23 protein-coding genes and 1 tRNA gene are annotated in these 25,969 nt (G+C 58.1%); 15 read left to right on the top strand and 9 right to left on the bottom strand.

From position 1 onward, the window contains the following. Window positions 1–98: 98 nt before the first annotated feature. Window positions 99–183 (bottom strand) — tRNA-Leu (locus HNE_RS07885). A gap of 202 nt (window positions 184–385) precedes the next feature. Here HNE_RS07885 and HNE_RS07880 point away from each other — a divergent pair. The 5 genes from HNE_RS07880 to spt all read left to right on the top strand — a co-directional run bounded on the left by HNE_RS07880 (window position 386) and on the right by spt (window position 6,081). Next, the gene (locus HNE_RS07880) at window positions 386–1,690 is read left to right on the top strand and encodes a lipopolysaccharide biosynthesis protein (RefSeq protein ID WP_011646604.1); all 1,305 of its coding nucleotides are present in this window, start codon (window positions 386–388) and stop codon (window positions 1,688–1,690) included. A gap of 198 nt (window positions 1,691–1,888) precedes the next feature. Further along, the gene (locus HNE_RS07875; RefSeq protein ID WP_011646603.1) at window positions 1,889–3,664 is read left to right on the top strand and encodes a fatty acyl-AMP ligase; all 1,776 of its coding nucleotides are present in this window, start codon (window positions 1,889–1,891) and stop codon (window positions 3,662–3,664) included. Window positions 3,665–3,682: 18 nt separating this feature from the next. After that, window positions 3,683–4,675, top strand: a complete 993-nt coding sequence (locus HNE_RS17930) for an NAD-dependent epimerase/dehydratase family protein (RefSeq protein WP_011646602.1) — start codon at window positions 3,683–3,685, stop codon at window positions 4,673–4,675. Then, entirely contained in the window at window positions 4,641–4,898 is a 258-nt protein-coding gene (locus HNE_RS07865) for an acyl carrier protein (protein WP_011646601.1), read from the top strand. Before HNE_RS17930 ends, HNE_RS07865 begins: the two co-directional genes overlap by 35 nt. Continuing rightward, window positions 4,888–6,081, top strand: coding sequence for a serine palmitoyltransferase (gene spt / locus HNE_RS07860; RefSeq protein ID WP_011646600.1), 1,194 nt, complete (start codon window positions 4,888–4,890; stop codon window positions 6,079–6,081). Before HNE_RS07865 ends, spt begins: the two co-directional genes overlap by 11 nt. A 20-nt stretch (window positions 6,082–6,101) precedes the next feature. Here the strand turns inward: spt and HNE_RS07855 are convergent, their stop codons facing one another. Genes HNE_RS07855 through HNE_RS17925 form a run of 4 tightly spaced genes read right to left on the bottom strand, consistent with a single transcriptional unit; the run spans window position 6,102 to window position 10,211 of the window. After that, entirely contained in the window at window positions 6,102–7,028 is a 927-nt protein-coding gene (locus HNE_RS07855) for a hypothetical protein (protein WP_011646599.1), read from the bottom strand. Next, a complete protein-coding gene (locus HNE_RS07850; protein WP_011646598.1) occupies window positions 7,025–7,987 on the bottom strand; it encodes a diacylglycerol kinase family protein in 963 nt (320 codons plus the stop codon). Before HNE_RS07850 ends, HNE_RS07855 begins: the two co-directional genes overlap by 4 nt. Beyond that, window positions 7,984–9,039, bottom strand: coding sequence for an LptF/LptG family permease (locus tag HNE_RS07845; protein WP_011646597.1), 1,056 nt, complete (start codon window positions 9,037–9,039; stop codon window positions 7,984–7,986). Before HNE_RS07845 ends, HNE_RS07850 begins: the two co-directional genes overlap by 4 nt. After that, a complete protein-coding gene (locus HNE_RS17925; RefSeq protein WP_011646596.1) occupies window positions 9,036–10,211 on the bottom strand; it encodes an LptF/LptG family permease in 1,176 nt (391 codons plus the stop codon). Before HNE_RS17925 ends, HNE_RS07845 begins: the two co-directional genes overlap by 4 nt. Before the next feature lie 146 nt (window positions 10,212–10,357). On the opposite strand from HNE_RS17925, the gene HNE_RS07835 reads away from it, so the two are divergent. Genes HNE_RS07835 through HNE_RS07825 form a run of 3 tightly spaced genes read left to right on the top strand, consistent with a single transcriptional unit; the run spans window position 10,358 to window position 12,818 of the window. Further along, window positions 10,358–10,843, top strand: a complete 486-nt coding sequence (locus tag HNE_RS07835) for a DUF2141 domain-containing protein (protein WP_011646595.1) — start codon at window positions 10,358–10,360, stop codon at window positions 10,841–10,843. Then, the gene (locus HNE_RS19120; protein ID WP_148205844.1) at window positions 10,840–12,024 is read left to right on the top strand and encodes a hypothetical protein; all 1,185 of its coding nucleotides are present in this window, start codon (window positions 10,840–10,842) and stop codon (window positions 12,022–12,024) included. Before HNE_RS07835 ends, HNE_RS19120 begins: the two co-directional genes overlap by 4 nt. After that, entirely contained in the window at window positions 12,021–12,818 is a 798-nt protein-coding gene (locus HNE_RS07825) for a nucleotidyltransferase family protein (protein ID WP_035591842.1), read from the top strand. The genes HNE_RS19120 and HNE_RS07825 overlap by 4 nt, the downstream gene beginning before the upstream one ends. 22 nt (window positions 12,819–12,840) lie before the next feature. On the opposite strand, the gene HNE_RS07820 is transcribed toward HNE_RS07825, so the two are convergent. Next, window positions 12,841–13,290, bottom strand: a complete 450-nt coding sequence (locus tag HNE_RS07820; protein ID WP_148205843.1) for an HIT family protein — start codon at window positions 13,288–13,290, stop codon at window positions 12,841–12,843. 67 nt (window positions 13,291–13,357) lie between these two features. On the opposite strand from HNE_RS07820, the gene HNE_RS07815 reads away from it, so the two are divergent. The 4 genes from HNE_RS07815 to HNE_RS07800 are packed head-to-tail and all read left to right on the top strand — an operon-like array spanning window position 13,358 to window position 17,043. Further along, window positions 13,358–14,488, top strand: a complete 1,131-nt coding sequence (locus tag HNE_RS07815; protein WP_035591844.1) for a CDP-alcohol phosphatidyltransferase family protein — start codon at window positions 13,358–13,360, stop codon at window positions 14,486–14,488. A 5-nt stretch (window positions 14,489–14,493) separates the two neighbouring features. Next, window positions 14,494–15,174 (top strand): HAD family hydrolase, encoded by a 681-nt coding sequence (locus HNE_RS07810; protein ID WP_011646590.1) that lies wholly within the window; start codon window positions 14,494–14,496, stop codon window positions 15,172–15,174. Then, window positions 15,171–15,893: a sugar phosphate nucleotidyltransferase gene (locus tag HNE_RS07805; protein WP_011646589.1), complete on the top strand. Its 723-nt coding sequence runs from the start codon at window positions 15,171–15,173 to the stop codon at window positions 15,891–15,893. The genes HNE_RS07810 and HNE_RS07805 overlap by 4 nt, the downstream gene beginning before the upstream one ends. Window positions 15,894–15,921: 28 nt before the next feature. Beyond that, window positions 15,922–17,043, top strand: a complete 1,122-nt coding sequence (locus HNE_RS07800) for a hypothetical protein (RefSeq protein ID WP_011646588.1) — start codon at window positions 15,922–15,924, stop codon at window positions 17,041–17,043. Between the two features lie 28 nt (window positions 17,044–17,071). Here HNE_RS07800 and HNE_RS07795 read toward each other — a convergent pair whose 3' ends face one another. From HNE_RS07795 to HNE_RS07785, 3 genes are all read right to left on the bottom strand, one after another. Further along, the gene (locus tag HNE_RS07795) at window positions 17,072–18,841 is read right to left on the bottom strand and encodes a glycoside hydrolase family 15 protein (RefSeq protein ID WP_011646587.1); all 1,770 of its coding nucleotides are present in this window, start codon (window positions 18,839–18,841) and stop codon (window positions 17,072–17,074) included. After that, the gene (otsB, locus tag HNE_RS07790) at window positions 18,838–19,494 is read right to left on the bottom strand and encodes a trehalose-phosphatase (protein ID WP_233352044.1); all 657 of its coding nucleotides are present in this window, start codon (window positions 19,492–19,494) and stop codon (window positions 18,838–18,840) included. Before otsB ends, HNE_RS07795 begins: the two co-directional genes overlap by 4 nt. Window positions 19,495–19,591: 97 nt before the next feature. Further along, the gene (locus HNE_RS07785) at window positions 19,592–20,959 is read right to left on the bottom strand and encodes an alpha,alpha-trehalose-phosphate synthase (UDP-forming) (RefSeq protein WP_011646585.1); all 1,368 of its coding nucleotides are present in this window, start codon (window positions 20,957–20,959) and stop codon (window positions 19,592–19,594) included. Between the two features lie 533 nt (window positions 20,960–21,492). On the opposite strand from HNE_RS07785, the gene glp reads away from it, so the two are divergent. The 3 genes from glp (at window position 21,493) to HNE_RS07770 (ending at window position 25,802) form a co-directional block, all read left to right on the top strand. Then, a complete protein-coding gene (gene glp, locus HNE_RS07780) occupies window positions 21,493–22,701 on the top strand; it encodes a molybdopterin molybdotransferase MoeA (RefSeq protein ID WP_083759046.1) in 1,209 nt (402 codons plus the stop codon). Window positions 22,702–22,902: 201 nt separating this feature from the next. Then, a complete protein-coding gene (locus tag HNE_RS07775; RefSeq protein WP_041298857.1) occupies window positions 22,903–24,192 on the top strand; it encodes a 3-hydroxyacyl-CoA dehydrogenase in 1,290 nt (429 codons plus the stop codon). Continuing rightward, on the top strand, window positions 24,192–25,802 hold the full coding sequence (locus HNE_RS07770) for a GMC family oxidoreductase (protein ID WP_011646583.1): 1,611 nt from the start codon (window positions 24,192–24,194) through the stop codon (window positions 25,800–25,802). The genes HNE_RS07775 and HNE_RS07770 overlap by 1 nt, the downstream gene beginning before the upstream one ends. Window positions 25,803–25,969: the final 167 nt, after the last annotated feature.

The following is a 25,969-nucleotide window of genomic DNA, read 5'->3' as shown; positions in this document are numbered from 1 at the left end:
CCGAGGATCGCTACGGACAGGTTTTTAACATAATCTATTGTTTTTATTGGTATTTTTGGACGTCTGCGGACGTCGGAAAATGCACACGATTAGGTGCCTGGTGCCCAGAAGAGGACTCGAACCTCCACGCCTTGCAGCGCTGCTACCTGAAAGCAGTGCGTCTACCAATTCCGCCATCTGGGCACGGGGTAGAGAGGCGGGGATGTATCTACGTGACAGGCTCTCGTCAACCGTCAAATCCATCCTTTCACAACGACACAGCCCCACGAGATTATCACGCCGTGCGCCGAACTGCTTCCCGATAGCGGTCATAATATTCTCGTGACTATCCCAAACCGAATGGGGACAATAAAAGGCGCGATCGAGATGGAAGGAACGCCGCCGGGTGGCTGACACAGCGTTGAAACCTGAAGGACCGATCAAGCGGGCCATTCGCAACGCGGGCTGGCTGCTGGCCGGAAAGGGTACGGGCGGCGTTTTCAGCCTGTTTTACCTGGCTTTGACGGCGCGCAGCCTGGGTGCTGAAGAGTTTGGCATTTTCGCCCTGATCCTGTCCTACGGCCAGGCTGTCACCAATCTGGCTCAATTCCAGTCCTGGCAGACGGTGGTTCGATACGGCGCCCAGCATGAGGCGGCTGAGCGACCCGACAAGCTGCTCAGAATCATCGTGTTCGCAACTCTGTTGGATTTTGGCGCAGCGGCCGCGGGCACGCTTCTGGCGATTGGCGGCGTGTACCTGATCGGCGGGGAATTTGGCTGGACAGAAGGCGACAAGAACCTTGCCGCCCTCTTCTGCCTGTCATTGCTATTTGGCGTGCGGGGCGCGCCCACCGGCGTATTGCGCCTGTTCGACCGGTTTGACATCGCTGCCTATGCTGAAACGGTGTTGCCCACCATGCGCCTGCTGGGCGCGTTAGCAGCCTGGGCGAGCGGCGCTTCGATTGCCGGTTATCTGGCGGCCTGGGCAGCAGCAGAAGTCGTGACAACAGCGGCTATGTGGTGGGCAAGCCTTCGGGAAATCAGGCGCAAATTCAGGGAACCGGTGGCCGGTTCGCCTATCCGGGGAGTTATTGGAGAAAATGAGGGTCTCTGGGCGTTTGCCTGGACAACCAACATCAATACCTCGCTGAATCTGGTCTGGAAGCAGTTTCCTGTCTTGGTCGTCGGCTGGGCTGTCGACGCGGTTGCGGCGGGCGGCTTCAGAATCGCGACCCAGCTCGTTGGCGCACTGAACAAGCCGACAATTGCCCTTGCGAGGGCCATTTATCCCGAATTTGCCAAGCTGGCGGTTGTCGACAAGAGCCTGATTCAGAGAACCGTCGTGCGGGCGTGCCTGATTGGCGCGGCAGCAGGAGGCGTGGTGCTGATCATTGTACTGTTGGCCGGCAAAGGTGTTCTTGAGTTGATCGCCGGCGAAGACCATCTCTTTGTTTTCCCAATACTTATTATCCTGACAGTTGCTGCCATGTTCGATTTGAGCGGTGTAGCCATAGAGCCGGCGCTGGTCGCGCTGGGGCGTCCGGGAACCGTGCTGCGAGTTCGGGGGATAACCTCGATCCTCTATGCTGTCGCACTGATGTGGGCTGTCGATGTGTATGGCAGTCTCGGCGCAGCGGTCACGACCGTTGGCGCGTCCATATTGCTTCTGGCCCTGATGCTGGGCGCTTTCAGGAAGTATGGCGCCCGATAGACGGGCAATCACAGCCGCTGGAAACCACTCTAGTTGGCATGTGCAATTTACTGGCCGGCAGGTACGATTTGAAGCCTGTTTATTGTCTGTTTTTCCAGAAGATGCAGCAGGATTACCACAAAAGCAGCCTATTGATCTTGACGATAAATGTCAGACGCGTGAATTCATAGCTGAGCCTGCGCCCATTTCCGGGAGCAGATGTCTGCATATGTAGACGTTCAGGGGTCTTTCGAATTGAAACCAACTGCTACAGAGGCGGGGATACCCGCGCGTCTCGGAACTTTCCAGTCGGCTTGCGACGCGTTGGATTACGCGGCTGAGGGGCAGAGCGGTATCAATTTTTATAGCTCTGAAGGCAAGCTGACGTGCAGCTTGTCTTATCGCGAATTGAAGGATCAGGCGCTAGGCGTGGCCGCCCGGATGGCCGCTCGTTTTCCCAGAGGTGCGCGAATCGGCGTTATCGCCGAGACCTCTCCTGAGTTCGTCATCACATTCATGGCGTGCCAGTATTCCGGCCTCGTCCCTGCCCCGCTGAGCCTGCCAGCCGCCTTTGGCGGGCGTCAGACCTATGAGTGGCAGGTCAGCAGCATGGTGCGCACAGCTGGCCTCTCGGCCATTTTCGCCCCACCTGCGCTCCACGAAATTCTCAGCTCGGCAACCGCCGGGCAAGACATCGAGCTGTTCGACCTGAGCGGCGCCACCCTTCCCGATGAAACAGTAGGGCCTGTGCCCCACGGCGCCGGCGATCTGTCCTATATCCAGTTTTCATCCGGCAGCACCAGCGAACCGAAAGGCATTGTCGCAACTCAGGCAAGCCTCTCGGCCAACTGCAAGGCCATCATTCAGGAAGGCTTGCAGGTGCGCGCCGGCGACCGGGCGGTCTCTTGGTTGCCGCTTTATCACGACATGGGGCTTGTCGGTTTTTTCATCGCGCCAATGTATTCCCAGTTGTCGATCGACTTCCTGTCGCCCACCGATTTCGCGCGCCGCCCCGGTACCTGGTTGAAATTGATCAGCGCCAACAAAGGCACCCTCTCCTACAGCCCGAGCTTTGGTTATGAGCTTTGTGTGCGCCGGTTCCGCGGCGAACCGCTCGACCTCTCAAGCTGGCGCGCCGCTGGCATTGGCGGCGATATGGTGCGGGCCGATGCGCTCGATCAGTTCAGCGAAACGTTTGCCGCATCGGGCTTCCGCAAAGAGGCATTCGTGGCAAGTTATGGCCTGGCGGAATCGACGCTTGCGGTCAGCTTTGCGCCGCTTAACACCGGCCTGAACATCGACCGGGTCGACGTTGCCCGGATGCAGGCGTCTGAACGCGCTGTGCCGGCATCGGATTTGACACGCGAGGGCGCCGACCGGGCCTTCGTCAGCTGCGGCAAGCCGCTGGAGTCTACCGAATTGAAGATCGTCGATCCCGAAGGCTCAGAGCTTGGCCTGCGTCAGGTCGGCCGGATCTTCATTCGAAGCGCTTCGCTGGCGTCCGGGTATTTCAGGGCCGACCAGGAACTTCAACCGTTGACGGACAAAGATGGCTGGCTGGATACGGGCGACCTCGGCTATTGGCTGGCCGACGAGATCGTCGTGACCGGACGATCGAAGGACATGATCCTCTCGAACGGCCGGAACATCTGGCCGCAGGATATTGAATGGGTCGCGCAAAAGATCGGTGGACGGACGGTTGCCCGGTCCGCCGCATTTGAAATGCGCGATACAGCCGACACTTCGCGCATTGTCCTGCTCGTGGAATGCCGGGCGCAGGAGGCGGAGTTGCGCGAAACGCTGGCGCGGGATATTGCCGCCGCTGCGCGCTCAATGGCGGGCGCGCCCGTCAGCGTGGAGCTTGTGAGCATAAAGTCGCTTCCTGTAACCAGTTCCGGCAAGCTGAGCCGCGCGGCTTCCCGCACTGCCTACATATCGGGGCTGATGCATCAGGCTGTGGGTGACAGTGCCACCCGTGCGGCAGCTCTTCCCTGATAAAGCGGCGAGCACCAGATGGTCGACCGGCCACTCATTGCTCTGACAGGCGCGACAGGATTCGTGGGCAGGCAACTTCTGCGGGATCGGACACAGAACTCCGTACCCGTTCGGGCTCTGGCCCGGATGCAGCCTCACCGCAAGCTCACAGATGGCAACGGGATAGAATGGATTTCGGGTGATCTGTCCTCGGACGCGGCGCTGTCATCTCTGGTGAGCAACGCCGATATTGTGATCCATCTGGCAGGCGCGACCAAGGCCCGAAACGCCTCTGTTTTCCGGGAAGTGAATGCGCTGCGCACCGCAGAGCTTGTCCGGCGCGCGCAGGCAGCTGGCGTTCAGCATTTCGTGCATGTGTCCTCGCTGACTGCCAGCCGTCCGGATATTTCGGCCTATGCCAAATCGAAAGCAGAAAGCGAAATTCTGGCGGCTGAGAATGCCGGCTCAATGGCGCTGACGATTGTACGAGCGCCGGCCATACTCGGCCCCGGTGATGACGCCACGCGGTCTCTCTTCTCGGCCCTGGCCCGCGGAATACTCCCGGTTCCAGGAGGAGCAGCGGGCGCTTTCCGTTTTTCCGTGATTGACGTTCTGGATACTGCGCGCTTCCTGATGACACTGGCCAATTCCCGAACAGGCGGCATCCGGACGTTATCTCCCGCAAGCCACCTCAACCTTGGCTGGAGCGATATCGCGCAGAGCGCGGAGCGCGTCACCGCAAAGCGCATGCACCGCATCGTATTTCCAGCGGCACTGATGAAAATGGCTGGTCACGGAGCCGACCTTGCGGTGAAGCTGGGCGCAACACCGCAGGTCTTCTCCCGCGGAAAAGTGGACGAATTGCTTTCGGGCGACTGGATTGGCGACACACAGGTGCCAAACCCCATACCTCTGGATGAGACGCTGGAGCGGTGCCTTGCTCCATTTCTGCGGTCTGCTAGGGGTTTGGGAGAGCAAGAAAGGAGCGAGCAGACAGATGACCTCAAGAACAGATCAAACCGCGATCTTTGAAGATGTCGCCAAGATACTCGCCGCCCGTAGCCATACTCAGGCAGTCATTCTCCCCGATACGCGAATAGGCGCCGACCTGGAAATAGACTCCGTGGAGATATTCGACATCGTTATGGAGCTGGAAGACCTTTACAATATTTCCCTGCCTGTCGAAGCTGCTTCCGATATTGATACCGTCAAAGACCTTGTTGCAAAAATAGGACAGCTCGCAAATGTTCGATAGTGACATCAAGAAGTCCGACATTTTCGAGAAATTCGAAAAGGTAGGCCAGCGCGCCGAGGCGGTCATTTCCCTCGGCAAGCTGCCTTTCGGGATGACATTTGACGAGATCCTGTCGCCCACCCGCGCCCTCGTCGACGGGCGGGAAGTCATCCTCGCGGGAACCAACAACTATCTCGGTCTGACATTTTCCGAAGCGGTGAAATCCGCCGCAGTCGATGCCGTTATCCGGCAGGGCACCGCCACAACCGGAAGCCGTCTGGCGAACGGTACGTTTCGGGAGCATGTCGAGCTTGAGGAAGACCTCAAGGCATTTTTCGGCGCACAATCGGCTATCGTTTTCACGACCGGTTATCAGGCCAACCTCGCTGCGATCAGCACGCTGGCAGGACGAGGCGATCATTTGCTCATCGACGCAGATAGCCATGCCTGCATCTATGACGGATGCCGGCTGAGCGACGCCGAAACCATCCGTTTCCGGCATAACAGCCCTGAAGATCTGGCCAAACGGCTGGCGCGCCTTCCCGATGAAGGTGCGCGACTGGTTGTCGTCGAAGGGCTGTACTCGATGCTCGGCGATGTGGCGCCGATTGATGAGTTTGTGGCTGTCGCCCATGAACATGGCGCGTATCTATATGTCGATGAGGCCCATTCGGTCGGTTGCTATGGTGATCGGGGCCGCGGGCTGGCGCAGGCATTGGGTGTGCTCGATAAGGTAGACTTTCTATCAGGCACATTTTCGAAAAGCTTCGCGTCGATCGGGGGTTTCTGCGTGTCGCGTCACCCCGGCCTTGAGCTGATGCGGCTTGTGAGCCGGCCGTATCTTTTCACTGCTTCAGGGTCGCCCTCGAACGTCGCGGCTGCCCGCGCGGCTATGGGCGAGATGATGAAGGGGCCTGATCTGAGCCGACAGCTTATGGCGCGGGCGCATCAGCTGCACGCCGGCCTGGTCGAAGCCGGATTTGTGCCAGCATCCCCACCCGGCCCCATCATTGCTATTCCGCGCCCGGATGAATTGACCGCCGTGAAGGAGTGGAACCAACTACTTGAAGCAGGTATCTATGTGAACCTTGCGGTTCCCCCCGCAACTCCGCACGCGAAATCGCTTCTGCGGCTCAGCGTGTCGGCCGCACACTCCGAAGCGGAAATCGCGTCAATCATCGCCGCATTCCGCACACTGATATAAGCGCAAATTCGCGCTGCTTTTCAGCGGAACGCGCCGGCACGGTATAGCCGCCAGGCAAGAGAGGGCGCGTGCAACAAAGGCCGCCTGCGCTCGGCCTCGGTGACTTCAAGGCGAACGCCTGAGTGGCTTTCCACCTTCTCCAGAATATAGTCCAGCCCGGCATCGAAGGTGGCAGCCGCCTTCAGAACACGCAACGCGCCCATGGGCTTTCCAACAATCCGACGCATGATCCAGCGGGCCTGGCACAATGCTGAAGTTATACGGCCCGGCCGTGGCGGCGTTTGCAGTTCACCCGCGAACAGAATTTCGGAGAGCTTGCGATAGCGCGCCTCAAAGCGTGCGACAATCTCTCGCGCACGCGCGTCGGGCCGTTCCGGACGGAGTTCTGTGCGATAGCTTTCACTAAGCCCTCGCACCCACGGGGAAAGTGGGTCTGTCATACCCGACATAAGCGGACGAATTTGATTCGAAAAGTGCACACAGGAAAGCGCAAGTGTGTCGATCAGATCGGCATAAACCTGGGGATCTTCTGATACGACCACGGAAGGTTGCGCAAACCTTGCCCATAGCATGCTTTCGAAAGCCCCACCCCGCGACCGCCGATGGAATGCCTTTTCCGATACAATCGAGTATTTGCTCCGAAGCCGTCTTCCATCCGGATATGTTATCTGCAGAAAATGTACGCCGGGCGGCAATAGCCATGAACCAAAGCGCTTCAGACCTGATCCGTAGACCGATTTGTATCGGTCTACGATGACATAGAAATCATACATCTTGTCCGCAAATTCGCCTTGGCGCATTGCCGACCCATAGAAAACAAGCCCGCGGACTGCGCCTTGGTGGCGCTCATGGATAGCGCGAGCCATTTCCTGGGCGCCCTGCACCAGTTCAATCTGATCTTTCAGGATGAGCGCGCGAAGCGCTGGCAGGCGGGGATCAAGTGTCATCTCAAAAACCGGAGCGGGCTGGTTGCACTGATCGTGATGGGGATATTTTCTGGCAGTTGCAACAACTCCCCATCGAGAACAATTGCGCCAGAACAGGCCAGTTCCAGTGTATCGGTTCTGTGGCTGGTCAGTCCGTGCCGCGCCATCGCCGGACCAGCATGACCGGCGAGAATTTTCAGGAATGCCAGCCGAAAATGTAAAATGGGCCATGCGGCGCGGGTAAAAGCGATCGCCCCTGCGCCCAGCCCCCAGAACGGAGTAAGCCCGAGACTTAGGGAGGGCAGAGTTGTCATCAGGCTCAGCGCGTGCGCGCCGCGCAATTGAAATGAGGGAGCCGAGACACTGAGTTCGCTTGAGCGAAGGAGCGGCGCGCCATCCGTATCAAGATAGGCTTCGGGAGCGAAGACGAAGCGAGCGGCAGCTTCCGCGACGGCGAGTGACCCGCGATGGGTTTCTCCATGTATCTGTTGCTGCGTGTAGATCATCGCGCGCGCGAGCGACCCTGTGGAAAGCAACATTCCGATCTGGGGCCGGGCCAGACCGGCAGCCTCAACGCGCAACGCAGGCAAGCTCGTTCGGGTTACCGGCCGACCAGCCCGGAATTGCGCAATGTATCTGACGATGTCATCGGCTCCGCGGCATTTCAAACCGGCGATCTTGTAGGCCAAATTCGTGCTGCCACCGGGGAGTATAGCGAAGTCTGGCAAAGACGTTCCGCCGTCTGCAAGGCCGGGCCAGGCCGACATCACAGCTTGGAGCGTTCCATCCCCCCCTTCAACCAGAACGGCAGAAACGTCCGTGCGGGCAAGACGGGCGAGCTGATCGGGCAAATCATTGAAATCTTCGATGCGGATAAGTTCCGCATTTTCGACATGCGTACTCACACGCTCAAGGATGGAACCCTTTCGCTGCACTGTATGACTGAGCGGACTGACGATGAGGCCGATCCGCGGGCTCATTTTCTGATTTCCCGTTCTAGCGCGAGCCACATACTTCCCAGGAATAGCGCCAGGATCGGCAGAGCGACCGCCAGAATAGGGCTGATGCTTCCGTTCTCAGCCAGCGTTTTCAATATGCCGTCTACCACCATGTAAAAAAAGCCAACGGCGACCCCGGCGGCGACGGCAATATCCGCGTTCGATCGGCGGCCATAAACCTGCATCACCGGAACCGCCAAAAGCAGAAATCCGACTGCAGTGAGCGGCAGCAGGAACCGATTGAGCGCCCATAGCTCATAGGCACCCGATGGCCGACTGCCTGAACCGCGCATTTCGCTGAGCGCAATCAGATTCGAGATGGCGAGATCACGCGGAGGCGAAAGCAGTAGCTGAAGGCTCTCGGGCGTTTGGGGACTTGTCCAGAACGTCATATCTGTCGGCGGCTCTCCATCAAAACGCCGCTGCCCTGTACCGGAAAGTGCCCAGCCGCCGTCTGCTGGCCGCGCGGTTTCTGCGGTCGTGATCGCCACGACAGCGCCTTCAGCATTGCGCTCAAAGATGGTGATTCCGGTCAACTCCTCAGCCTGCATGCTTTTGAGTTCGATCAGGAATTTTCCATCCGACAGCCAGAGTTCTTCGGGAACCTGCGCGTCTTCCTGGAGCGCTTCCGGACCGAGCCAGGCCAACAGGCTCCGGCTCGCTGGCGGACCAACCGTATCAATAATGAATGCGGCTGCAACGGCCGTCAGAAACACCACCGGGATCAGCGTTCGCATCTGTCCGAACACGGAAATGCCGGCTGCCGAGATAGCTACGAGTTCATTGCGGCGGATCAGTGAGGCATACGTCAAAAGCGCCGCCAGAAGGAAAGCAAAGACCACAATCCGGTCAAACAGGGCCGGCAGGCGCAGCCACATATAGCGCATCTGACCTTCAAAACCTGCGCCGGCAGGAAGCTTGTCCGCGTTGCTCAAGGCATCGAGCACGCCAAGCAACGCAACCAATGCAAAAACGGTTACGAGCAGACGCTGCAGGAACAGCCACGAAAGATACCGGCTGAGACGGGATGTCATGTTCTCGGTTTCCCGGCGAGGGCACTCGCATAGTCCGTTCCGGGACGCGCCGCAATTCTGGGGCGGTTGGTAATGATCCCGCCTTCAGCAAGCCGGCGAAACAGAAAGATTGAAGCGGCGGCAACGACCACTACGATTGGCCAGAAGCCCATCCATGGTGGAATGACGCCTTCGCTGGTCTGGACCAGCGTGTATTCCAGCACCTTCTGAACTCCGAGCAGGAACAGGATGCCAAGGACCACGCCGCTGGAGCGCGCGACACGGCCCAGATTGAGGCCAAGAATGATCGCGATCAGAGGCATGGCGAGCAGCAGGGCTGCGCGGCTTGTGCGGTCATGAAAGGTAGCCGCAGCCACGGCGGGCGCTATGTCGCCGGGCATGGCAGCACCAGCCTTTGCGAGAAGCTCTGGCAGAAACAGTTCTCGCTCATCCCCGCCGCGGGCACGGTACTGCCCGGTTTCGGCAATGACCGGCCAGCTGAGTTCACCATATTCGATCCTGTCATATTCCTCTGGAGGGTCGGCGTCGCGGTAGGAGGCGCCTGCCCCGCCAAGCAGGGTGATCTCCCATTCTCCTGCGCGGATTTCGCGCAATTTTCCCGAACCACCGGTCAACAGGGTGCGAGCGCCATCGGGCTCTGACTCCAGAATGAAAGTCTGCCCCAGGCGGCCGCCAGGCAGGACGCTGTCGGTCCAGATGATGCGGTTGTCATACTGGACGAACTTCTGCTCCTGAAAGACCGAAAGCACCGACTGGTGCTGCAGATTATAGACAATCTCCCGGTAGGAATATCGCGACAGGGGCTGAAGGAAGCCAGATATAAGCAGCGAAGCCGCTGCGAGAACGAGGGAAAACTGCACAAAAGGCAGGACGATTCTGTAAAGTGAAACGCCCGCGGCCATCAGCGCAACAATCTCGCCTGAGCGGCTAAGCCGGTCGATCGTCAGGATCATGGAGATCAGAAACGCGCCCGGCAGCGCAAGGTTGAGATAATGAGGTATCAGGTTGGCGACCAGCAGGGACGCGGACGCAAATGCGCTGCCCGAGCCGGAGACGATTTCTGTGATCCGGATAAGCCGCTCCAGCAGCAGAAGGGCCATTGCCAGCACTGTCAGACCTGCAAACATGCCCAGAAAGCTACGGATCAGGTAGCGATCAAGTCTGGCAAACATTCCAAATTCCCCCGACTGTCCGCAGAATGATTCCGATCATCGAGCCCACTAGATATAGTAAGACATGTGACAGTCCATTGATCCCTGCACCCGCTTGGCGCTACTAACCAAACCTGAAGCATTCGTGTCACAATAGGACTGTATTGATGCACCTTGGCAAGGTTCTCACACTGATCCTGGCTGTGTTTTGCCAGACTGCCGCTGCGCAGACCCTCAACATTCTGAACATCCGGGAAGATGAGGGGGGCGCGATTTGCGGCTCCAGGTCTCCACAGATCGAAGTTCAGGTAAACGGAGTGCACGCTGAGGGCATTCTGACTGTAGAGCTGTACAAGCCCAGCTCACGGGATTTTCTGAAAAAGGCTTCGCGTCTCAAGCGTATCCGGGTTCCCGCAGAGGACGGATCACAGACCGTATGTTTTAATGTTGATGCGGCCGGAAGCTACGCCCTCGCCGCCTATCATGACATCAATGGGGACCGTGAACTCGACCGGCAATGGAACATGCTGCCTGCCGAACCGTTTGCGCTGTCCAACAACCAGAAACTCAAGCTGCGAATGCCGAAATTCGAAGAAGCCGCCTTCAAGGCGGGCGAGCAGACAACCGTTGTCAGGCTCGACCTTCGCAAATGAACATCCACGCACCTGTTCAGAACGCCGTGGTTCCCAACGGACAGGTATTCGTAAAGCGCGTTGAAAGCGCAGCGGAGCGCCGGACGTTTATCGAGCTTCCCTTCCGCGCATACCGGCACCTGCCCGCATGGCGCGCGCCCCTCCGGTTCGAACGGGCAGCGCAGATCGACCCCAAGCGCAATCCGGCGCTTGCGCAGATGCCTCATGAGCTTCTTCTCGCCTATCGCGAGAATGAGCCGGTTGGACGGATTGCTGTCTTTATCAATCCGGCACACCTTGCGCGCCACAATGATCAGACGGGCCATTTTGGTTTTCTGGACACCCTGAAAGAGGATGACGAAGCTGTTTCGGTTCTGATGCAGGCTGCCGAGTCGTGGCTGCGCTGGAAAGGGATGCTGAAGATTGCGGGGCCATTCAATTTCTCCGTGAACGAAGAGTGTGGCCTTCTGGTGGATGGGTTTGATACGCCGCCGGTGATGATGATGCTCCACGGGCGGCCAGATTATGCCCCTGCCCTGGAGCGCGGCGGTTATTCCAAGATGATGGACATGTACGCTTACATGATCCGCATGGGCGACACCTTTGAGCCCCCACCGATTGCCAGCAGACTGATCGAAGGTTTCAACCGCGATCCCAATCTGCGCATACGCAATATGGACAGTCAAAATTACGGACAGGAAATCACTCAGATTCTGGATATTTTCGACGATGCGTGGTCGGACAATTGGGGCTTTGTGCCTTTTGGCAAGGCCGAGATCACGCATATGGCGAAAGAACTGAAACCGCTGATCAATCCGGACCATCTGTGGATCGGAATGATCGATGAAGAGCCGGCGTGCTTTGCTCTTGTGCTTCCGGACATATTCGAGGCCGCTGAAGGCTTGGACGGGCGACTGCTTCCGTTTGGCTGGGTGCAGTTCCTTCATCGGCTCAAAATTTCCGGGACAAAAACCGCGCGGATTCCGCTCGCCGGCATGCGACGCAAATTTCACAAGACCCGGCGCGGCGTTCAAACAATGGCCGCAACATGCAGCCAGGCGGTAAGCGCGCAACATGCCCGCGGCGTCCGAAACATCGAAGCGTCCTGGATTCTCGAAACCAACACCAATCTGATCAACATCATCTCGCTGTTTGATGCGCCCAGATACAAGACTTACCGGATCTACGGGAAATCCCTTTGAGCCAGACTGAGGCGCGCGACACAGCCAATGCACTTGTGCTTGCAGGGGCACGCGCAAGCGGCGACGCGCTTGCCCTTGCGCATGGTGTGGAGAGCAAGGCTCTTATAGATATTCTGGGCGAGCCCATGCTCTCAAGAGTGCTCCGCGCACTGAGCCAGAGCGAGCGGCTAAACAGCGCCCCTTATGTTTCCGGATTGAGCCCTGAGCTGCTCACTCAAGCGAGCGGGGGCATAAGTGCCAGAGAAGCCGTGTCCGTTTCAGGCGGCCCCGCCGCAAGCCTGCTGGGCGCCGTTGAAGCCGGCCTGCAACTGCCCCTCCTGATAACCACCTGCGATCATGCGTTGCTGACACCAGACATGGTCAACCACTTCGTTGGCGAAGCATTGCGCAACGGGGCTGATCTGAGCATCGGGCTCGCGGCAAAGGAAACGATCCAGGCAAGTTACCCCACCACGAAGCGGACATACATTCCCTTCGCCGACTCGCCGATGTCGGGATGTAATCTGTTTTTCGTCGCCAACCCAAATGCGTTGAAAGTCATCGAGTTCTGGAAAAAGGCAGAACAGGATCGCAAGAAGCCATTGCGGATTGCCAGACGGTTTGGGCTGATCACCGCCCTTCGGCTGCTGGTTGGTCGCCCCAGCGTCCACAAGGCATTCAGGCTTATCTCAAACCGTCTCGGCGCGCGCATTGGCGTGGTTGTCATGCCATTTGCGGAGGCTGCCATTGATGTGGATTCCCAAGCGGACCTGGATCTCGTCAAACGCATTATTGCCAACGGTGCGCAAAAATGAGTCGGCAAAGCCAAATGGCCGGTCATACCTGTCTCTTGGGCCAGGCCGACCGCAACCGGTTCGCGACGCGAGCAGCAGCTGGCAATCCCTCTGAAACTGCCAGGTTTGGCTGTCCGGGCCAGCCGGGATCGCTATACGGAGTTCCTTCAAACATCACCGGCGCGTCGTACCGGGGGAGCACATGAAAATGGACATGGGGGTCCACCATCATCAGCATCAGATAGTTGACCTTGGTGTTGGCAAAAGTGCTCGCGCATACTGCTTCGACATCTTTGACAACCGTGGCCAGTTCGGCAAATGCCTCGACGGGCAGATCGGAGAAAGCCACTGCATCGGTATGCGCCAGGATTACCAGTGCGCCGAGTGTAACCTGCTTTGGCCTCACCTGGACGCTCCAGTGGGCGTAATCGCAGACCAATGTGCGGTCTCCGCCAAATGTTTCGTAGGTCGCATTCCGATGCATGACGCTCATTCTCCATAGACCGCTTGGTCACGACCTTCTTGTTGCCGTTCCTGAACACCTTAGAGTTATTTGCCCTATGTCACAAAATCCCGTCTCGGTTCGCCTACTCGGAGAATTGCCTGCCAGGCTCTGGGGGCTGGATCTCGCGGAGTGGCAACGCCGCGCCTGGAGTAAAGCAGGCGCCGGTCAGATTGATCAGGCTGCTGGCCGGCTGCTGGTTGGCATTGAGTGGGTGCTCTCCCCGTCCCTGCAGCGCAATTTGCTTGCTCAACCCGGCGCGGCGCTTCTTGGGCCAGCCGACGATGGAGAACAGTTGATTGCCATTCATGTGCCAGATAATGCCGACCCAGCACCTTATCTGGTGCTGTTTGAACAAAACAACGTCGATCGCTCCAGTCTCAAGGCTGCGGGCCTCGCGCCGGGCGATATGTACGCCTTTGCCGACACCTATAATAAAAGCCTGCGCAAACGCGAAACACCCTATGCCCTGTCGATGCGCACCGAAAATACCGTCGACATTGAGCGCGTATTGTTTGCGGGGTCCTACAAAGGCATCACCGATCTGGTGACTAAATACGCCTGGCCCATACCCGCGTTTTACGTCACCCGGCTTTGTGCTTTCCTGCGCATTTCCCCCAACACCGTAACCACGGCGAGCCTGCTTTTCGTAATTTTGGCATTCTGGCTGTTCTGGCAGGGACACTGGGCCGCCGGCATCGCGGCCGCATGGGTCATGACATTCCTGGATACGGTCGATGGCAAACTCGCCCGAACGACCATGACCTACTCCAACTGGGGCAATATCTACGATCATGGGATTGACCTGATCCACCCGCCCTTCTGGTACTGGGCAATCTTTACAGGTCTGCAATCAGCACCCGCAGGCCCTTCTCAAGCGCTTCTGTTTGGTTCACTCGCAGTCATTTTGGCTGGCTATGTTCTCAACCGTCTGGAGGAAGGCGAATTCATCCGGCGGTTCGGATTTCACATTCACGTCTGGCAGCCGATTGACGGTTTCGCGCGGGAAATCACCGCGCGGCGAAATCCCAATATGCTAATCTTCATGGTCGCTGTAATGCTGGGCCAGCCGGGCTGGGGATTTGTGGCAATCGCTGTGTGGACGATCATCTTTCTTGTGTTCCACGGCGTGCGCCTGATCCAGGCCATCTTGCAGCGCTCAGCACCCGTATCCTGGCTGGAAGCCTGATCCCCATGACCGCAACAGCCATTTTCGATCTGGACCGTACTATCACGCGCGAAGCGACATGGACCCGCTTCCTGATTTTCGTGAACTGGAGGCGGCCAACATTCTGGCTTTTCCTTCTGCGCATTATGGCCCAAGGTGCCGCCCACAAGCTGGGCATTGTCAGCCGCGACTCTGTTAAAGTGTTGAGCCTCAGAACGCTCTCTCATCTGACGCATGCTGAGGCGCAATCGGCGGCGGCTGCGTTCATTTCCAAAGAGGTAAAGTCCGGCCTGCGGCCAGGTGCCTTGGAAGCAATCGCATGGCACGCCGACCGCGGTGACCGGCTGATCATCGCAACCGCCTCCGTTGATCTGGTTGCGGACGAACTGGCGCGGGCACTCGGCTTCCACGAAGTGATTGCCAGCCGCTTGGACTGGTCAGGCCCGTCCGCGCCGCTGCTTTCAGGGGCGAACTGCTATGGTCACGAAAAGCTTCTTCGCATTGAAGCGCACGGCATTTCCCGTTCCGGATTTGCCTACAGCGATCATGTATCGGACCTGCCCATGCTGCTGAATTCCGATTTTCCGGTGGCGGTGAACCCGTCCTCCGGACTCAGGAAAGCGGCGCAGAAACTCCACATAACCATTGCTGACTTCAACACAGTTGAAATTGGATTCCTTTCAGACAAAGTGACTGTTTCCGCATGAAAGCCATTCTTCTGAGCGCCGGCCGCGGCTCTCGCCTTCTGCCTTTGACCGAATCCCGTCCGAAATGCCTGCTACCGGTTCAGGCCACGACGCTGCTTGGGTATCAGCTCGACACGCTCGAAGCCGCAGGCATCCGCGATGTGACTGTGGTGACCGGCTTTCTTCCCAATCTTGTCGAGGCAGAGCTTGCTCGTCGCACGGGTCCGCTCAAGGCCATGCCGTTCTTCAACCCCTTCTTTCAGGTAGCGGATAATCTGGCGAGCTGCTGGATGGTCCGGGAACAGATGGATGATGATTTTCTCCTTATCAATGGAGACACTCTGTTTTCCCAGGAGCTAATCGAGAAGGTTATCGCCGCGCCACCGGCCCCAATTCTGGTGACCATTGACCAGAAGGCCGTTTATGATCAGGACGATATGAAAGTCACCCTGTCCGGGACCACGCTGACAGGCATAGGGAAAACTCTTCTCCCGCCAGACGTTCACGCAGAATCCATTGGCATCCTGCGTTTTGCAGGCAAAGGCCCGGAGGTCTTCCGGGAAAAGCTGGAGCAGATGATGCGCACTCAAGACGGCATCCACGCATGGTTTCTCAAGGCAATTAACGCCATTGCAAGCGCCGGCAGCGGCAGTGTCGAAACTGTCCTGATCAAAGGTCATCTCTGGGCTGAAGTTGATACAGTCGAAGATTTCAATGCGTTGAAAGAGATCGGATTTTGAAATCAGGATGGAGACAGGCAATCCATCAATGACGCCCCTTCTCAATCCAAGCGTCCTGGTTTTGGCGATTGGTGAGGCGCATCAACTGCTCCATATTCTTGGTCCAGCCAGAGAACTATTCCGCTCCGGGATCAAAACGGATATTCTTGTTGCAACGGACTGGCATGAACGCCTGATCGCCAGCCACGCCCCCGAACTGGCAAGCCAGATCGTTCGCGCGCCCCTGTTCAATAAACACAGGCCTATCTACCAGTGCCCGCCCCGGCTGCCAAACCTGCTTCTCAGCCTGATACGGATCTCTCAGTACGATGCGATCCTTACACCGGAGCGCACATCTACTGTATTGCGCAGGATTCTGGGAAAACGCTGCCCGTCACTGGTCCACATTCTCCATGGAGCCGGCGATCGCGCCCAGGGATATGAAGGCCGTATACGGTTGTTTGATCTTGTCTTTGTCGCCGGCAAGAAGGATTATGACGCTTTCCTGAATTACAAACTCGCGACCGCTGAGACATGCCATGTCATCGGGTATTGCAAGTTTGATGTTCTGCCAGAAACGCCCCCAAAATTCTTTGAAAATGATCTGCCGGTTGTGCTGTACAATCCGCACTTTGACACAAACCTTGGCTCATGGATCGCATTCGGTCCCGAACTATTGGAGCGATTTTCATCCACACCGGAATTTAACTTCATCATTGCGCCCCATCTGAGATTGCGGGGTAAAGGCCGCCGGCTATTTGACGAGCTGTCGCGCTCTTTCGTGCGGCCCAATCTCCGCTTTGATGGAGGCAGTCTGCACTCCATCAATATGGATTACACGAGGGCTGCCGACATCTATGTGGGCGATGTCAGCAGCCAGGTGTATGAATTTCTAAGGACGCCCAAACCCTGCGTATTCATAGATGTTCAGACTACGGATTGGAGTAACAACCCATTCTATCGCCACTGGACGTTCGGAAAGGTAGCGAAGTCTCCTGCGGAAACACTCGAATGTATCAAGTCTGCGCATGCAGATCATTCAGACTTCATGCCGGCTCAACAGGCCGGTTTCGCCGCAGCTATTGCCCCTGCCGAGACAACACCTTCTGCGCGCGCAGCTGAAATCATCCATCAGTTCCTGACGAAACATAAGCGTCAAAAGCGAAAGTAGCACGCATCTCCCAATGGGGGAGTGCGCATCACACGATCGCGTCCCAATCGCAACTCAGGCGTGAGGCCGCATTGATGATACCGACCATCGAATAGGTCTGCGGGAAATTTCCCCAGAGCTCTCCTGTCTGCGGATCAACGTCTTCGGAGAGAAGCCCAAGGCGTGTGCGTTGCGCCAGCACTGCCTCAAACATCGCGCGTGCCTTGTCGAGCTGGCCGGTTCGCGCCAACGCATCGATATGCCAGAATGTGCAGGCGGTGAAGGCTGTTTCAGGCGTTCCGAAGTCATCGGGCGCTCGGTATCGGAAAACATGATTTCCTACGCGCAACTCTTCGTCGATCCGATCGACGGTCGATCTGAATCGCGGGTCCATCGGATCTATGAACCCAATTTCCGCCATAAGCAGAACCGATGCATCAAGCGCGGCACCGCCAAAGGCTCCTGTAAAGGCGTCGCGCTCAGCATTCCAGGCTTTCTCCAGAATGACGCTGCGCATTTCAGTCGCGCAATCTGACCAATGCACGGCGCGGTCGTTCAAACCAAGCGCGGATGCAACACGCGCCAGCCGGTCACAGGCGGCCCAACACATGATCGCCGACGATGTATGCACCGCCTCCCTGCCCCGATACTCCCAAATCCCCGCATCGGGCATCTGATAGACTTCGTAGGCACGCCGGCCAACGGCCTCAAAGTGCTCAAATTCAATCGGTCCAGCTTTGGTAAGCAAACGCTCGTCCAGAAAGGCCTGCGCCGCGCCGAGCACGACGTGCCCGTATACATCATGCTGAACATGCTCTGCAGCCTGGTTCCCAAACCTCACCGGCCCCATGCCCCGATACCCCGGAAGATAACCTGGAATATCTTCCGTTAACTGCTCTTCCAGAGCGATCCCGTAGACAGGCTGAATGTGCCCGCCTTTTGTATGCGCCACAATGTTTCGCAGGAACGCCAAGTAGCGCTCCAGTGTTCCCATCGCGGACAGCCTGTTTAACGCCGTGACGGTGAAGTAAGCATCGCGCAGCCAGCAGAAGCGGTAATCCCAGTTTCTGGACGACCCTGCGTGCTCAGGGATGCTGGTGGTCAGGGCCGCGACGATACCGCCGGTTTCTTCATATACGCATAGCTTCAGCGTGATTGCCGCGCGTATGACCGCCGCCTGCCATTCAGGCGGCGTCGCAAGCCGCCGCGACCAGTCCTGCCAATGTTCCTGCGTTCGGGCGAGCCAATCTGAAGCGAGATTGGCTGGCGTATCGGATAAGGGCTCATCAGGTCCGAGAATAAAGGTTGTGTCGCGGTCGAGCACAAACTCGGTTTCCTGCGCAACATAAGCCACCGGCGCATCTGTCGTCAGGCGGAATCCCGATGCATCATCCAGGAAGGAGATATGCGATACGCCGCGGCGTGAAAGCATCTGGCCTTTGCCACGGCCAGTTTCTCCCGAAACCTTAAGCCGAATACGCGGCATCCCGCGCAAGGGTGTAATCCGTCTGACGACAGAAGCCGGCCGGAACATCCGTCCCCTGTCTGTAAACCTCGGGGCAAAGTCGGTGATCAAAACCGCTGAGCCGTCTTCGGCCTCAAGGGTTGTTTCGAGAATCGCCGTATTGCGCCGATAGATATGATGGGCGCCCGACAGCCCGGCCAATTCAACGCCGAACTTTCCCCCGCCGCCAACGAGACTGTTGAACACAGGTTCTCCATCGAGCCTCGGCAAGCAAAGCCAGCCGATTTCACCCGCTTCATCAATCAAGGCAGCAATCGTTCCGTTGCCAATGATCCCAAGTTCCAGATTGTTCATGTCAGTCCTCTCTTGAGCCAGTCCCAAACCGCTGCCGGGTCGGCCAGCCGGTAGGGCGCAGCCGTCGCCCCAGCGCCTACCTTGATGGCAGTGCCTCCGAAGTCGAGACTTGCGCGCATGGCATCTTCATCAGTTGTATCATCTCCAACCATTATGGGCGCCCGGCCCGAAAAGGGCGCCTGCTTCATCAGCTCACGAACGCATTTTCCTTTGTGCGCACTGGCTGGTCTTGCTTCCATCACCATCTTTCCAGATTGAAGCGTGTATTCCGGAAATGCTTCAAGCAGTGTTGTCAAACCTGCTTCAAGGGGGCCCGCCGCTTCCGGTATCTCGCGATAATGTACCGCCAGCACCGGTCCTTTTGATTCCATGCGCACCCCAGGGATCTCTTCGATCAAGGCAGAAATCTCCGCAACGAGATTTTCCGGCGCTTCGGGAAGTTCGCCCGGCGGCGCATGTCCTGGAGGGCAAACGTAAGCACCATGACCGCCAGCGCGCCAAAGTCCATCAGGAATGCGCGAGGCAAGATCACGAATATCCCGCCCACTGAGGATCACCAGAGCGCCATGAAGATTCTCAGCTGTTCTCAGCAAAATCTCGGCGCCTCCCTCTGGAAGAAACACCGTATCCGGATCAGACTGGAGTGGCGCCATCGTTCCGTCAAAATCAAGGAACAGCGCGGCGGATGGATCAAGCAAAGGAGCGGTCATTTATTCCTGGCAGATGGATTTAAAGGTCGAAAGCGAGCGATCAGATTTTGGCGCGAAGGTCGTTCAGGAACAGGTCCCGCCACCACGCAATATCTGTCCGCCTTACAACATCGCGGAGGGCCTCCCATCGCCGTTTTCGTTCCTCAAGAGGCATAGTCAGCGCGATCCGGATGGTCTCCGCCAATGTCGAGCGGTCATGGGGATTTACGATCAGCGCTTCGTGAAGTTGTTCCGCGGCCCCAGCGAATTCTGAAAGTATAAGAACGCCGGGATCTTCCGGGTCCTGCGCCATCACGTATTCCTTTGCCACGAGGTTCATCCCGTCCCGAAGCGGCGTAACCAACCCTACGCGTGCGATGCGGAAGAGGCCGGCCAATTCATCTCTGGAATAGCTTCGCGCCAGATAGCGCAATGGTATCCAGTCGAGATCGCCATAATCTCCATTGATACGTCCCACGAGCTGATCGAGTTCATAGCGCAGCTGGCGATACTCTTCCACTTTGGTTCGTGAGGGGGTCGCAATCTGCGTTACCGACACCTTGCCATGCAGCTCCGGATGGTTGTCAAAAAATGCGCCAACGGCCTCAAATCGTTGAGGCAGCCCTTTGGAATAATCCATCCGGTCCACACCGATGATGAGATCGCGATTTCCCAGGAAACGTCCGATGCGGGCAGCCGCGTCCCCGGCCGCAGGGCTTCGAGCGGCTTCTTCAAAAGCGGCAGCATCAATTCCAATGGGATAGACACCCACACGCACTCTCCGGCCTGCGACAGTATAAATCGGCGCTTCAGAAGCATCTGCATCCAGGCTGTCGACCAGATAACGTTCGAAATTCGTGCGGTCGGATTCGGACTGGAAGCCGATCAGATCAAACTGGCAAAGCGCGCGTGCCAGCCAGCTATGCTCTGGAAGAGCGCGGAACATGTCTGGTGTGGGAAACGGTATGTGCAGGAAAAATCCGGTGCGCCCCTTCCATCCGGCCCGGCGCAACGCATCGGCCATCGGGAGGAAATGGTAGTCATGCACCCAAACCATGTCATGTTCGCGCAGATGCTCAATTGTGAGGTTTGCCAATCGCTCGTTTACCGCGAGATAATGGTCAAAGGCACCGCGATCGAACGTCGCCAGATCTACCCGATAGTGAAATATTGGCCAAAGCGTGCTGTTGGAATAGCGCAGGTAAAAGCCGTCATGCTCGTCTTCTGTCATGTCGGTCAGAAGGAAAGAAACGCCGTCTTCTGATTCAAATTGTTTGCTGCCTGGGGAGTCGCTGACAATATCGCCGGACCAGCCTGCCCATAATCCGCCTGTCGCTTTGAGGGCGTCCCATACGGCCACAGCAAGCCCGCCCGCCTGCGCGCCGGCATCGGCGGCCGTTCTGTTGGATATTGCTACCAGGCGTCCCAAATTTGCTCCAATTCCTCACTGCTTTATCTGATCAGGTTTGATTACGTCAGCTTCGCTCCATCATGTCCACCCGTCCGCATGGGTTATCCCTTGTAGGCAGGTCATCTGCATGCAATTTGGGTAAGAGGGAAACCAACGCTCCGGAGTGCCCCCGGTTTCATCTGACCGAATTTTTTAAGGCAGCCACGCAGCCACTGGCATCGCTCCATAATGAGACGAATCAGAAATATCGCACGTCTTGGTTTAAGTTAGGTCTGCAAACGCTCGATAGGATGTTGCCAGCTTTCAGCATAGGTGGCCTCCGTTGTTTCAGGATGATCAGCATCAGCAGACAGCCCGTCTCCGGCCCGGCTTAAAGCGCAATACTCTGCAGGGCCTCAGGACATCACTCCCAGGGCGTCTTAGTATATTTAATTCGTGCACGGTCGTTTCAGTTCAGAGAAGGCAACACCCGTGAGGTCCCGCAGCTTGACGCCCTCTGAGACTGTTGTCATTGGCGTGCGTGTTAGGCCGGGCTATCTCATTGATTGCTCATGGAGGACGAAATGCGGACCCGGATAGAAGCGCTTGCTGCGATCATCGATATAGCGGCGCCAATGGCACCGGAAGCGGTTTCCCTTGGAGCGGCGCACGGCAGAGTGCTGGCAGTCCCTATACACGCCCGGATAACCCAACCCCCGGCAGCTGTCTCAGCCATGGACGGCTACGCTGTGCGCCAATGCGATGCCAACCTCGGCAATTCGCTACGTGTGATCGGTGAGGCGCCAGCGGGCAGGCCTTTTACCGGCGCATTGGGGCTCGGTGAAGCGGTGCGTATCTTTACCGGATCGGTCGTGCCCAGAGGGGCCGACCATGTGGTGATTCAGGAAGATACAATGCGCGACGGCGACCAGATCACTGTCACGGCATCTCAGCCGGAACCCAGCAACATCCGAGCCGCAGGGATCGATTTCCGCGAAGGGGACCTGCTGCTTCCCGCCGGCCGCCTGCTCGGCGCAGCGGAACTTGCCATCGCTGCGGCGGCCAACCACGCAGAGGTCAGGGCCTACCCCCGGCCCCGAATTGCGGTAATGGCCAATGGCGATGAGCTGCGCCCACCCGGTAGCGCGCTGGCAGAAGGCGAGATTATCTGCTCCACCCCGTTTGCACTGGAGGCGCTGATTACCAGTTGGGGCGGAGAGTTTGTGGACCTCGGCATCGCGCCGGATGATCCAGCGGCGATCCGCGCCCGCATTCAGGCAGCCGATGGTGTTGACGTCATCATCCCGCTCGGCGGCGCCTCGGTGGGAGATCATGATCACATGCAGGCAGCCTTTGCCGAAGAAGGTCTGGAGCCTGTCTTCTCCAAAGTGAAGCTCAAGCCTGGTAAGCCGACATGGTTTGGAAAGCTGCACAACACCTATGTGCTCGGCCTTCCGGGCAACCCCGCCTCCGCGCTGGTCTGCGCGCAGCTGTTCCTGAAACCGTTGATCTGGCAGTTGACGGGGCGCGCGGGCAACGACGCGCTCGTCTGGCGCCGCGCCCGGTTGACCGGGCCGCTGGAGCCGCCCGGTAGCCGGGAGACATTCCTTCGCGGCGCCGCAGAGACAGAAAAAGACGGCCGATTGACCTGCACGCCAGCGATAAATCAGGACAGCTCGCTCCTGCGCCCGTTTCTGACCGCAGATCTGTTGATCCACCGGCCCGCCAACGCCCCGGCCGCACCGGAAGGATCAATAGTCGATTGCCTGATGATCAGGTAAAAAAGTCGGCATACTGATTTACACCAGTCAGCATCGCTGCGCGCCACGTTGATCGTCGAGATCGCGTGGCCACAACCGCATTTTCGTCAGAGCGCAGTCCCGTCAAAACTGGGCGATGCGCCAAAAAACGCGGGCCGGACTTTCCCAAACTGAATGTCGCAGCTTAGGATGGCGCAGCCCATTGTTCGGAGGACCAAAACGATGCCCGCCATATCCATGACGCCTGAAGAAGTTTCCGCCTATATTGCCCAGGCTGGCCGCGATGCCTGGATCGTACCGGATGTGCCCGCCAACACGCCCCGCAGGCCCATCGCCAAAGTAGGTGTGATCGGGGCCGGCACGATGGGCGGCGGAATATCCATGAACTTCGCCAGTGTTGGCATTCCGGTGGTCATCCTGGAGCAGAAACAGGAAGCACTGGATCGCGGCCTCGCCGTGGTGCGGGGCAATTACCAGCGCAGCGCCGACAATGGGCGTTTCCCGCAGGAAGAGGTTGGCGAAAGAATGGACCGCCTGTCCGGAACGCTGGATATGACGGCCTTTGCAGACTGCGACCTGATCATCGAAGCCGTGTTTGAAGACATGGACCTTAAAAAGAAGATTTTTACGGACCTGGACCGTATCGCAAAGCCGGGCGCAATCCTTGCCACGAACACCTCCGCACTGGATATTGATGAGATTGCCAGCGTCACGGCGCGCCCGCAGGATGTCATCGGGCTACACTTTTTCTCGCCTGCCAACGTCATGAAGCTGCTGGAAATTGTACGCGCCGATCACACCGCTGATGACGTGATCATGACCTGCATGGATCTGGCCCGGACCATCAACAAGATAGCGACCCTGGTCGGGGTCTGCCCCGGTTTTGTTGGCAACCGCATTTTGTTCGCGCGGCAGGCGCAAGCTCAGAAGCTGGTATCTCAGGGGGCCATGCCGTGGGATGTGGATGCCGCGCTCAATCAGTTCGGCTTCCGCATGGGTCCGTATCAGATGTCTGACCTGGCCGGTCTCGACATTGGCTGGAAGAAAGGTGCCAAAACGGCAAACCCCATCCGCGATGCCCTGTGCGAACTGGATCGTCGCGGCCAGAAAACCGGCGCAGGCTATTACGACTATGATGAAAACCGCCGCCCGATCCCGTCAGACGTGACGGCCAGAATTATCGCTGAAGTGACCGGCGTTGCCGCCGGCTCTGCCCCTGCGCCCAGCGAGATCATCGCCGCCTGCATTCACCCGATGATCAATGAGGGCTTGAAAATCCTTGAGGAGAAGAAGGCTCAGCGTGCCTCCGACATCGATATTGTCTGGCTCAACGGCTATGGCTGGCCCGCCGATAAGGGCGGGCCAATGCTGTATGGAGACATGGTAGGCGCAGAAGCGGTTCTGGCGACAATGGAACGCCTTGGCGCAGAAGAGGCACGCTTTGCGCCCAGCGCCACGCTTCAACGACTCGCAAAGAACGGCGGCCGCTTCATCGATGTGCTTCCCGGCTGATGGACACTGCAGCCACGCCCTACCCCGGCGACTATGATTACATCGTCGTCGGCGCCGGGTCGGCGGGATGTGTCGTTGCAAATCGTCTGTCGAAAGATAAATCCCGCCGGGTATTGCTTCTGGAAGCGGGCGGCAAGGATAACTGGATCTGGTTTCACATTCCCGTCGGGTATCTTTTTGCCATTGGCAATCCGCGCTGCGACTGGATGTTTGAAACCACACCGCAGCCGGGCCTGAATGGCAGAACCCTCGCCTATCCGCGCGGCAAGGTCATAGGGGGATCGTCCGCAATCAATGCCATGATCTCGATGCGCGGCCAGGCAGCAGATTATGACGCCTGGCGCGACAGCGGGTTGCCCGGTTGGGGCTGGGATGACGTTTTGCCCGTCTTTCGGCAAATCGAAGATCATTTCCTCGGCGAAAATGAATTTCATGGCACCGGCGGAGAATGGCGAGTCGAACCGCCACGGGTAAAATGGGACATCCTCGACGCCGTCCGCAATGCGGCGGAGGAAATCGGCATTCCGAAAACCCCCGATTTCAATACCGGCGATAATACTGGCTCAGGTTATTTCCATGTGAATCAGAAAGCAGGGCGGCGGTGGTCTTCGGCGCGCGGTTTTCTGAAACCCGTCCTGACGCGCAGCAATCTGCGCCTGGAAACCGCGACCCTTGTGGAAACAGTGACACTGGATCAAGGACGCGCCACCGGCGTTGTATTCCGGCAGCACGGCCAGCGCTTTACCGCGCGAGCCAATGCGGAAGTCATTCTATGCGCTGGCGCAATCGGCAGCCCCCAAATCCTCCAGCGTTCGGGTATTGGTCCCGCTCCGGTTCTGATCCGGGCGGGAATTGAACCGGTTGCAGAGCGGCCCGGTGTTGGCGCCAATTTGCAGGACCACCTTCAACAGCGCGCCATTTACAAGGTCTCCGGAACGCCTACGCTGAACCAGACTTACTACTCCTTGTTTGGCAAAGCGGCGATGGGTCTGGACTATGCCATCCGGCGGCGCGGGCCTTTGACCATGGCGCCGTCTCAGCTGGGCATTTTTGCGCGCTCGGACGAGAGCCAGACGCGGGCCAACATTCAGTTCCACGTCCAGCCACTGTCTCTGGACCGGTTCGGCGAGCCGCTGCACCGGTATCCCGCCATCACCATCGCAGCATGTAATCTGCGCCCAACCTCGCGCGGAACGGTAAACATAAAATCCGCTGAACCAGGGGCCCCGCCCGTTATCGATCCTAACTATCTTGGCACGGAGGAAGACCGGCGTGTCGCCGCCGATGCGATCAGGCTGACCCGGCGGCTGATGCAACAGCCGGCGCTCAAACGCTTTGATCCGCAGGAAGCTGTTCCCGGCATTGCCGATGACCGGGCGCTCTCAGAGATCGCCGGGGCGATCGGCACGACCATTTTCCATCCTGTGGGCACCGCAAGGATGGGCCGTGATGATGACCCGATGGCCGTCGTCGATGCTCAGCTTCGTGTGCGGGGTATCGGCGGGCTTCGTGTCATTGACGCGTCGATCATGCCTGAAATCACATCGGGCAATACAAATACGCCCACCATAATGATTGCGGCAAAGGGCGCCGCCATGATTATGAACTGAGGCGCGCTGCAGGGCTCACCCATTCGCGGCGGCGCTGACTAAAGCGCCGGTCTACGAGGCTTCACCGCATGCAGAATTCTTGAGAATTCCGGAATGCCGCGCAGCGCACGGGGATAGAACCCCATGCTTTCGCGCACAATTGTCCGGAGATGTCCAAAAATGGCGCG

Source organism: Hyphomonas neptunium ATCC 15444 (genome assembly GCF_000013025.1).
Lineage (GTDB): Bacteria > Pseudomonadota > Alphaproteobacteria > Caulobacterales > Hyphomonadaceae > Hyphomonas > Hyphomonas neptunia.
This window is presented reverse-complemented; position numbering and strand designations above follow the sequence as displayed.

What these genes read in the sequence shown, in the direction of transcription:
- HNE_RS07875 (WP_011646603.1), top strand. Translation starts at nt 1,889, where the DNA reads ATGTCTGCATATGTAGACGTTCAGGGGTCTTTCGAATTGAAACCAACT.
- HNE_RS17930 (WP_011646602.1), top strand. Translation starts at nt 3,683, where the DNA reads ATGGTCGACCGGCCACTCATTGCTCTGACAGGCGCGACAGGATTCGTG.
- HNE_RS07865 (WP_011646601.1), top strand. Translation starts at nt 4,641, where the DNA reads ATGACCTCAAGAACAGATCAAACCGCGATCTTTGAAGATGTCGCCAAG.
- spt (WP_011646600.1), top strand. Translation starts at nt 4,888, where the DNA reads ATGTTCGATAGTGACATCAAGAAGTCCGACATTTTCGAGAAATTCGAA.
- HNE_RS07855 (WP_011646599.1), bottom strand. Translation starts at nt 7,028, where the DNA reads ATGACACTTGATCCCCGCCTGCCAGCGCTTCGCGCGCTCATCCTGAAA.
- HNE_RS07850 (WP_011646598.1), bottom strand. Translation starts at nt 7,987, where the DNA reads ATGAGCCCGCGGATCGGCCTCATCGTCAGTCCGCTCAGTCATACAGTG.
- HNE_RS07845 (WP_011646597.1), bottom strand. Translation starts at nt 9,039, where the DNA reads ATGACATCCCGTCTCAGCCGGTATCTTTCGTGGCTGTTCCTGCAGCGT.
- HNE_RS17925 (WP_011646596.1), bottom strand. Translation starts at nt 10,211, where the DNA reads ATGTTTGCCAGACTTGATCGCTACCTGATCCGTAGCTTTCTGGGCATG.
- HNE_RS07835 (WP_011646595.1), top strand. Translation starts at nt 10,358, where the DNA reads ATGCACCTTGGCAAGGTTCTCACACTGATCCTGGCTGTGTTTTGCCAG.
- HNE_RS19120 (WP_148205844.1), top strand. Translation starts at nt 10,840, where the DNA reads ATGAACATCCACGCACCTGTTCAGAACGCCGTGGTTCCCAACGGACAG.
- HNE_RS07820 (WP_148205843.1), bottom strand. Translation starts at nt 13,290, where the DNA reads ATGAGCGTCATGCATCGGAATGCGACCTACGAAACATTTGGCGGAGAC.
- HNE_RS07815 (WP_035591844.1), top strand. Translation starts at nt 13,358, where the DNA reads ATGTCACAAAATCCCGTCTCGGTTCGCCTACTCGGAGAATTGCCTGCC.
- HNE_RS07810 (WP_011646590.1), top strand. Translation starts at nt 14,494, where the DNA reads ATGACCGCAACAGCCATTTTCGATCTGGACCGTACTATCACGCGCGAA.
- HNE_RS07805 (WP_011646589.1), top strand. Translation starts at nt 15,171, where the DNA reads ATGAAAGCCATTCTTCTGAGCGCCGGCCGCGGCTCTCGCCTTCTGCCT.
- HNE_RS07800 (WP_011646588.1), top strand. Translation starts at nt 15,922, where the DNA reads ATGACGCCCCTTCTCAATCCAAGCGTCCTGGTTTTGGCGATTGGTGAG.
- HNE_RS07795 (WP_011646587.1), bottom strand. Translation starts at nt 18,841, where the DNA reads ATGAACAATCTGGAACTTGGGATCATTGGCAACGGAACGATTGCTGCC.
- otsB (WP_233352044.1), bottom strand. Translation starts at nt 19,494, where the DNA reads ATGGCGCCACTCCAGTCTGATCCGGATACGGTGTTTCTTCCAGAGGGA.
- glp (WP_083759046.1), top strand. Translation starts at nt 21,493, where the DNA reads ATGGAGGACGAAATGCGGACCCGGATAGAAGCGCTTGCTGCGATCATC.
- HNE_RS07775 (WP_041298857.1), top strand. Translation starts at nt 22,903, where the DNA reads ATGCCCGCCATATCCATGACGCCTGAAGAAGTTTCCGCCTATATTGCC.
- HNE_RS07770 (WP_011646583.1), top strand. Translation starts at nt 24,192, where the DNA reads ATGGACACTGCAGCCACGCCCTACCCCGGCGACTATGATTACATCGTC.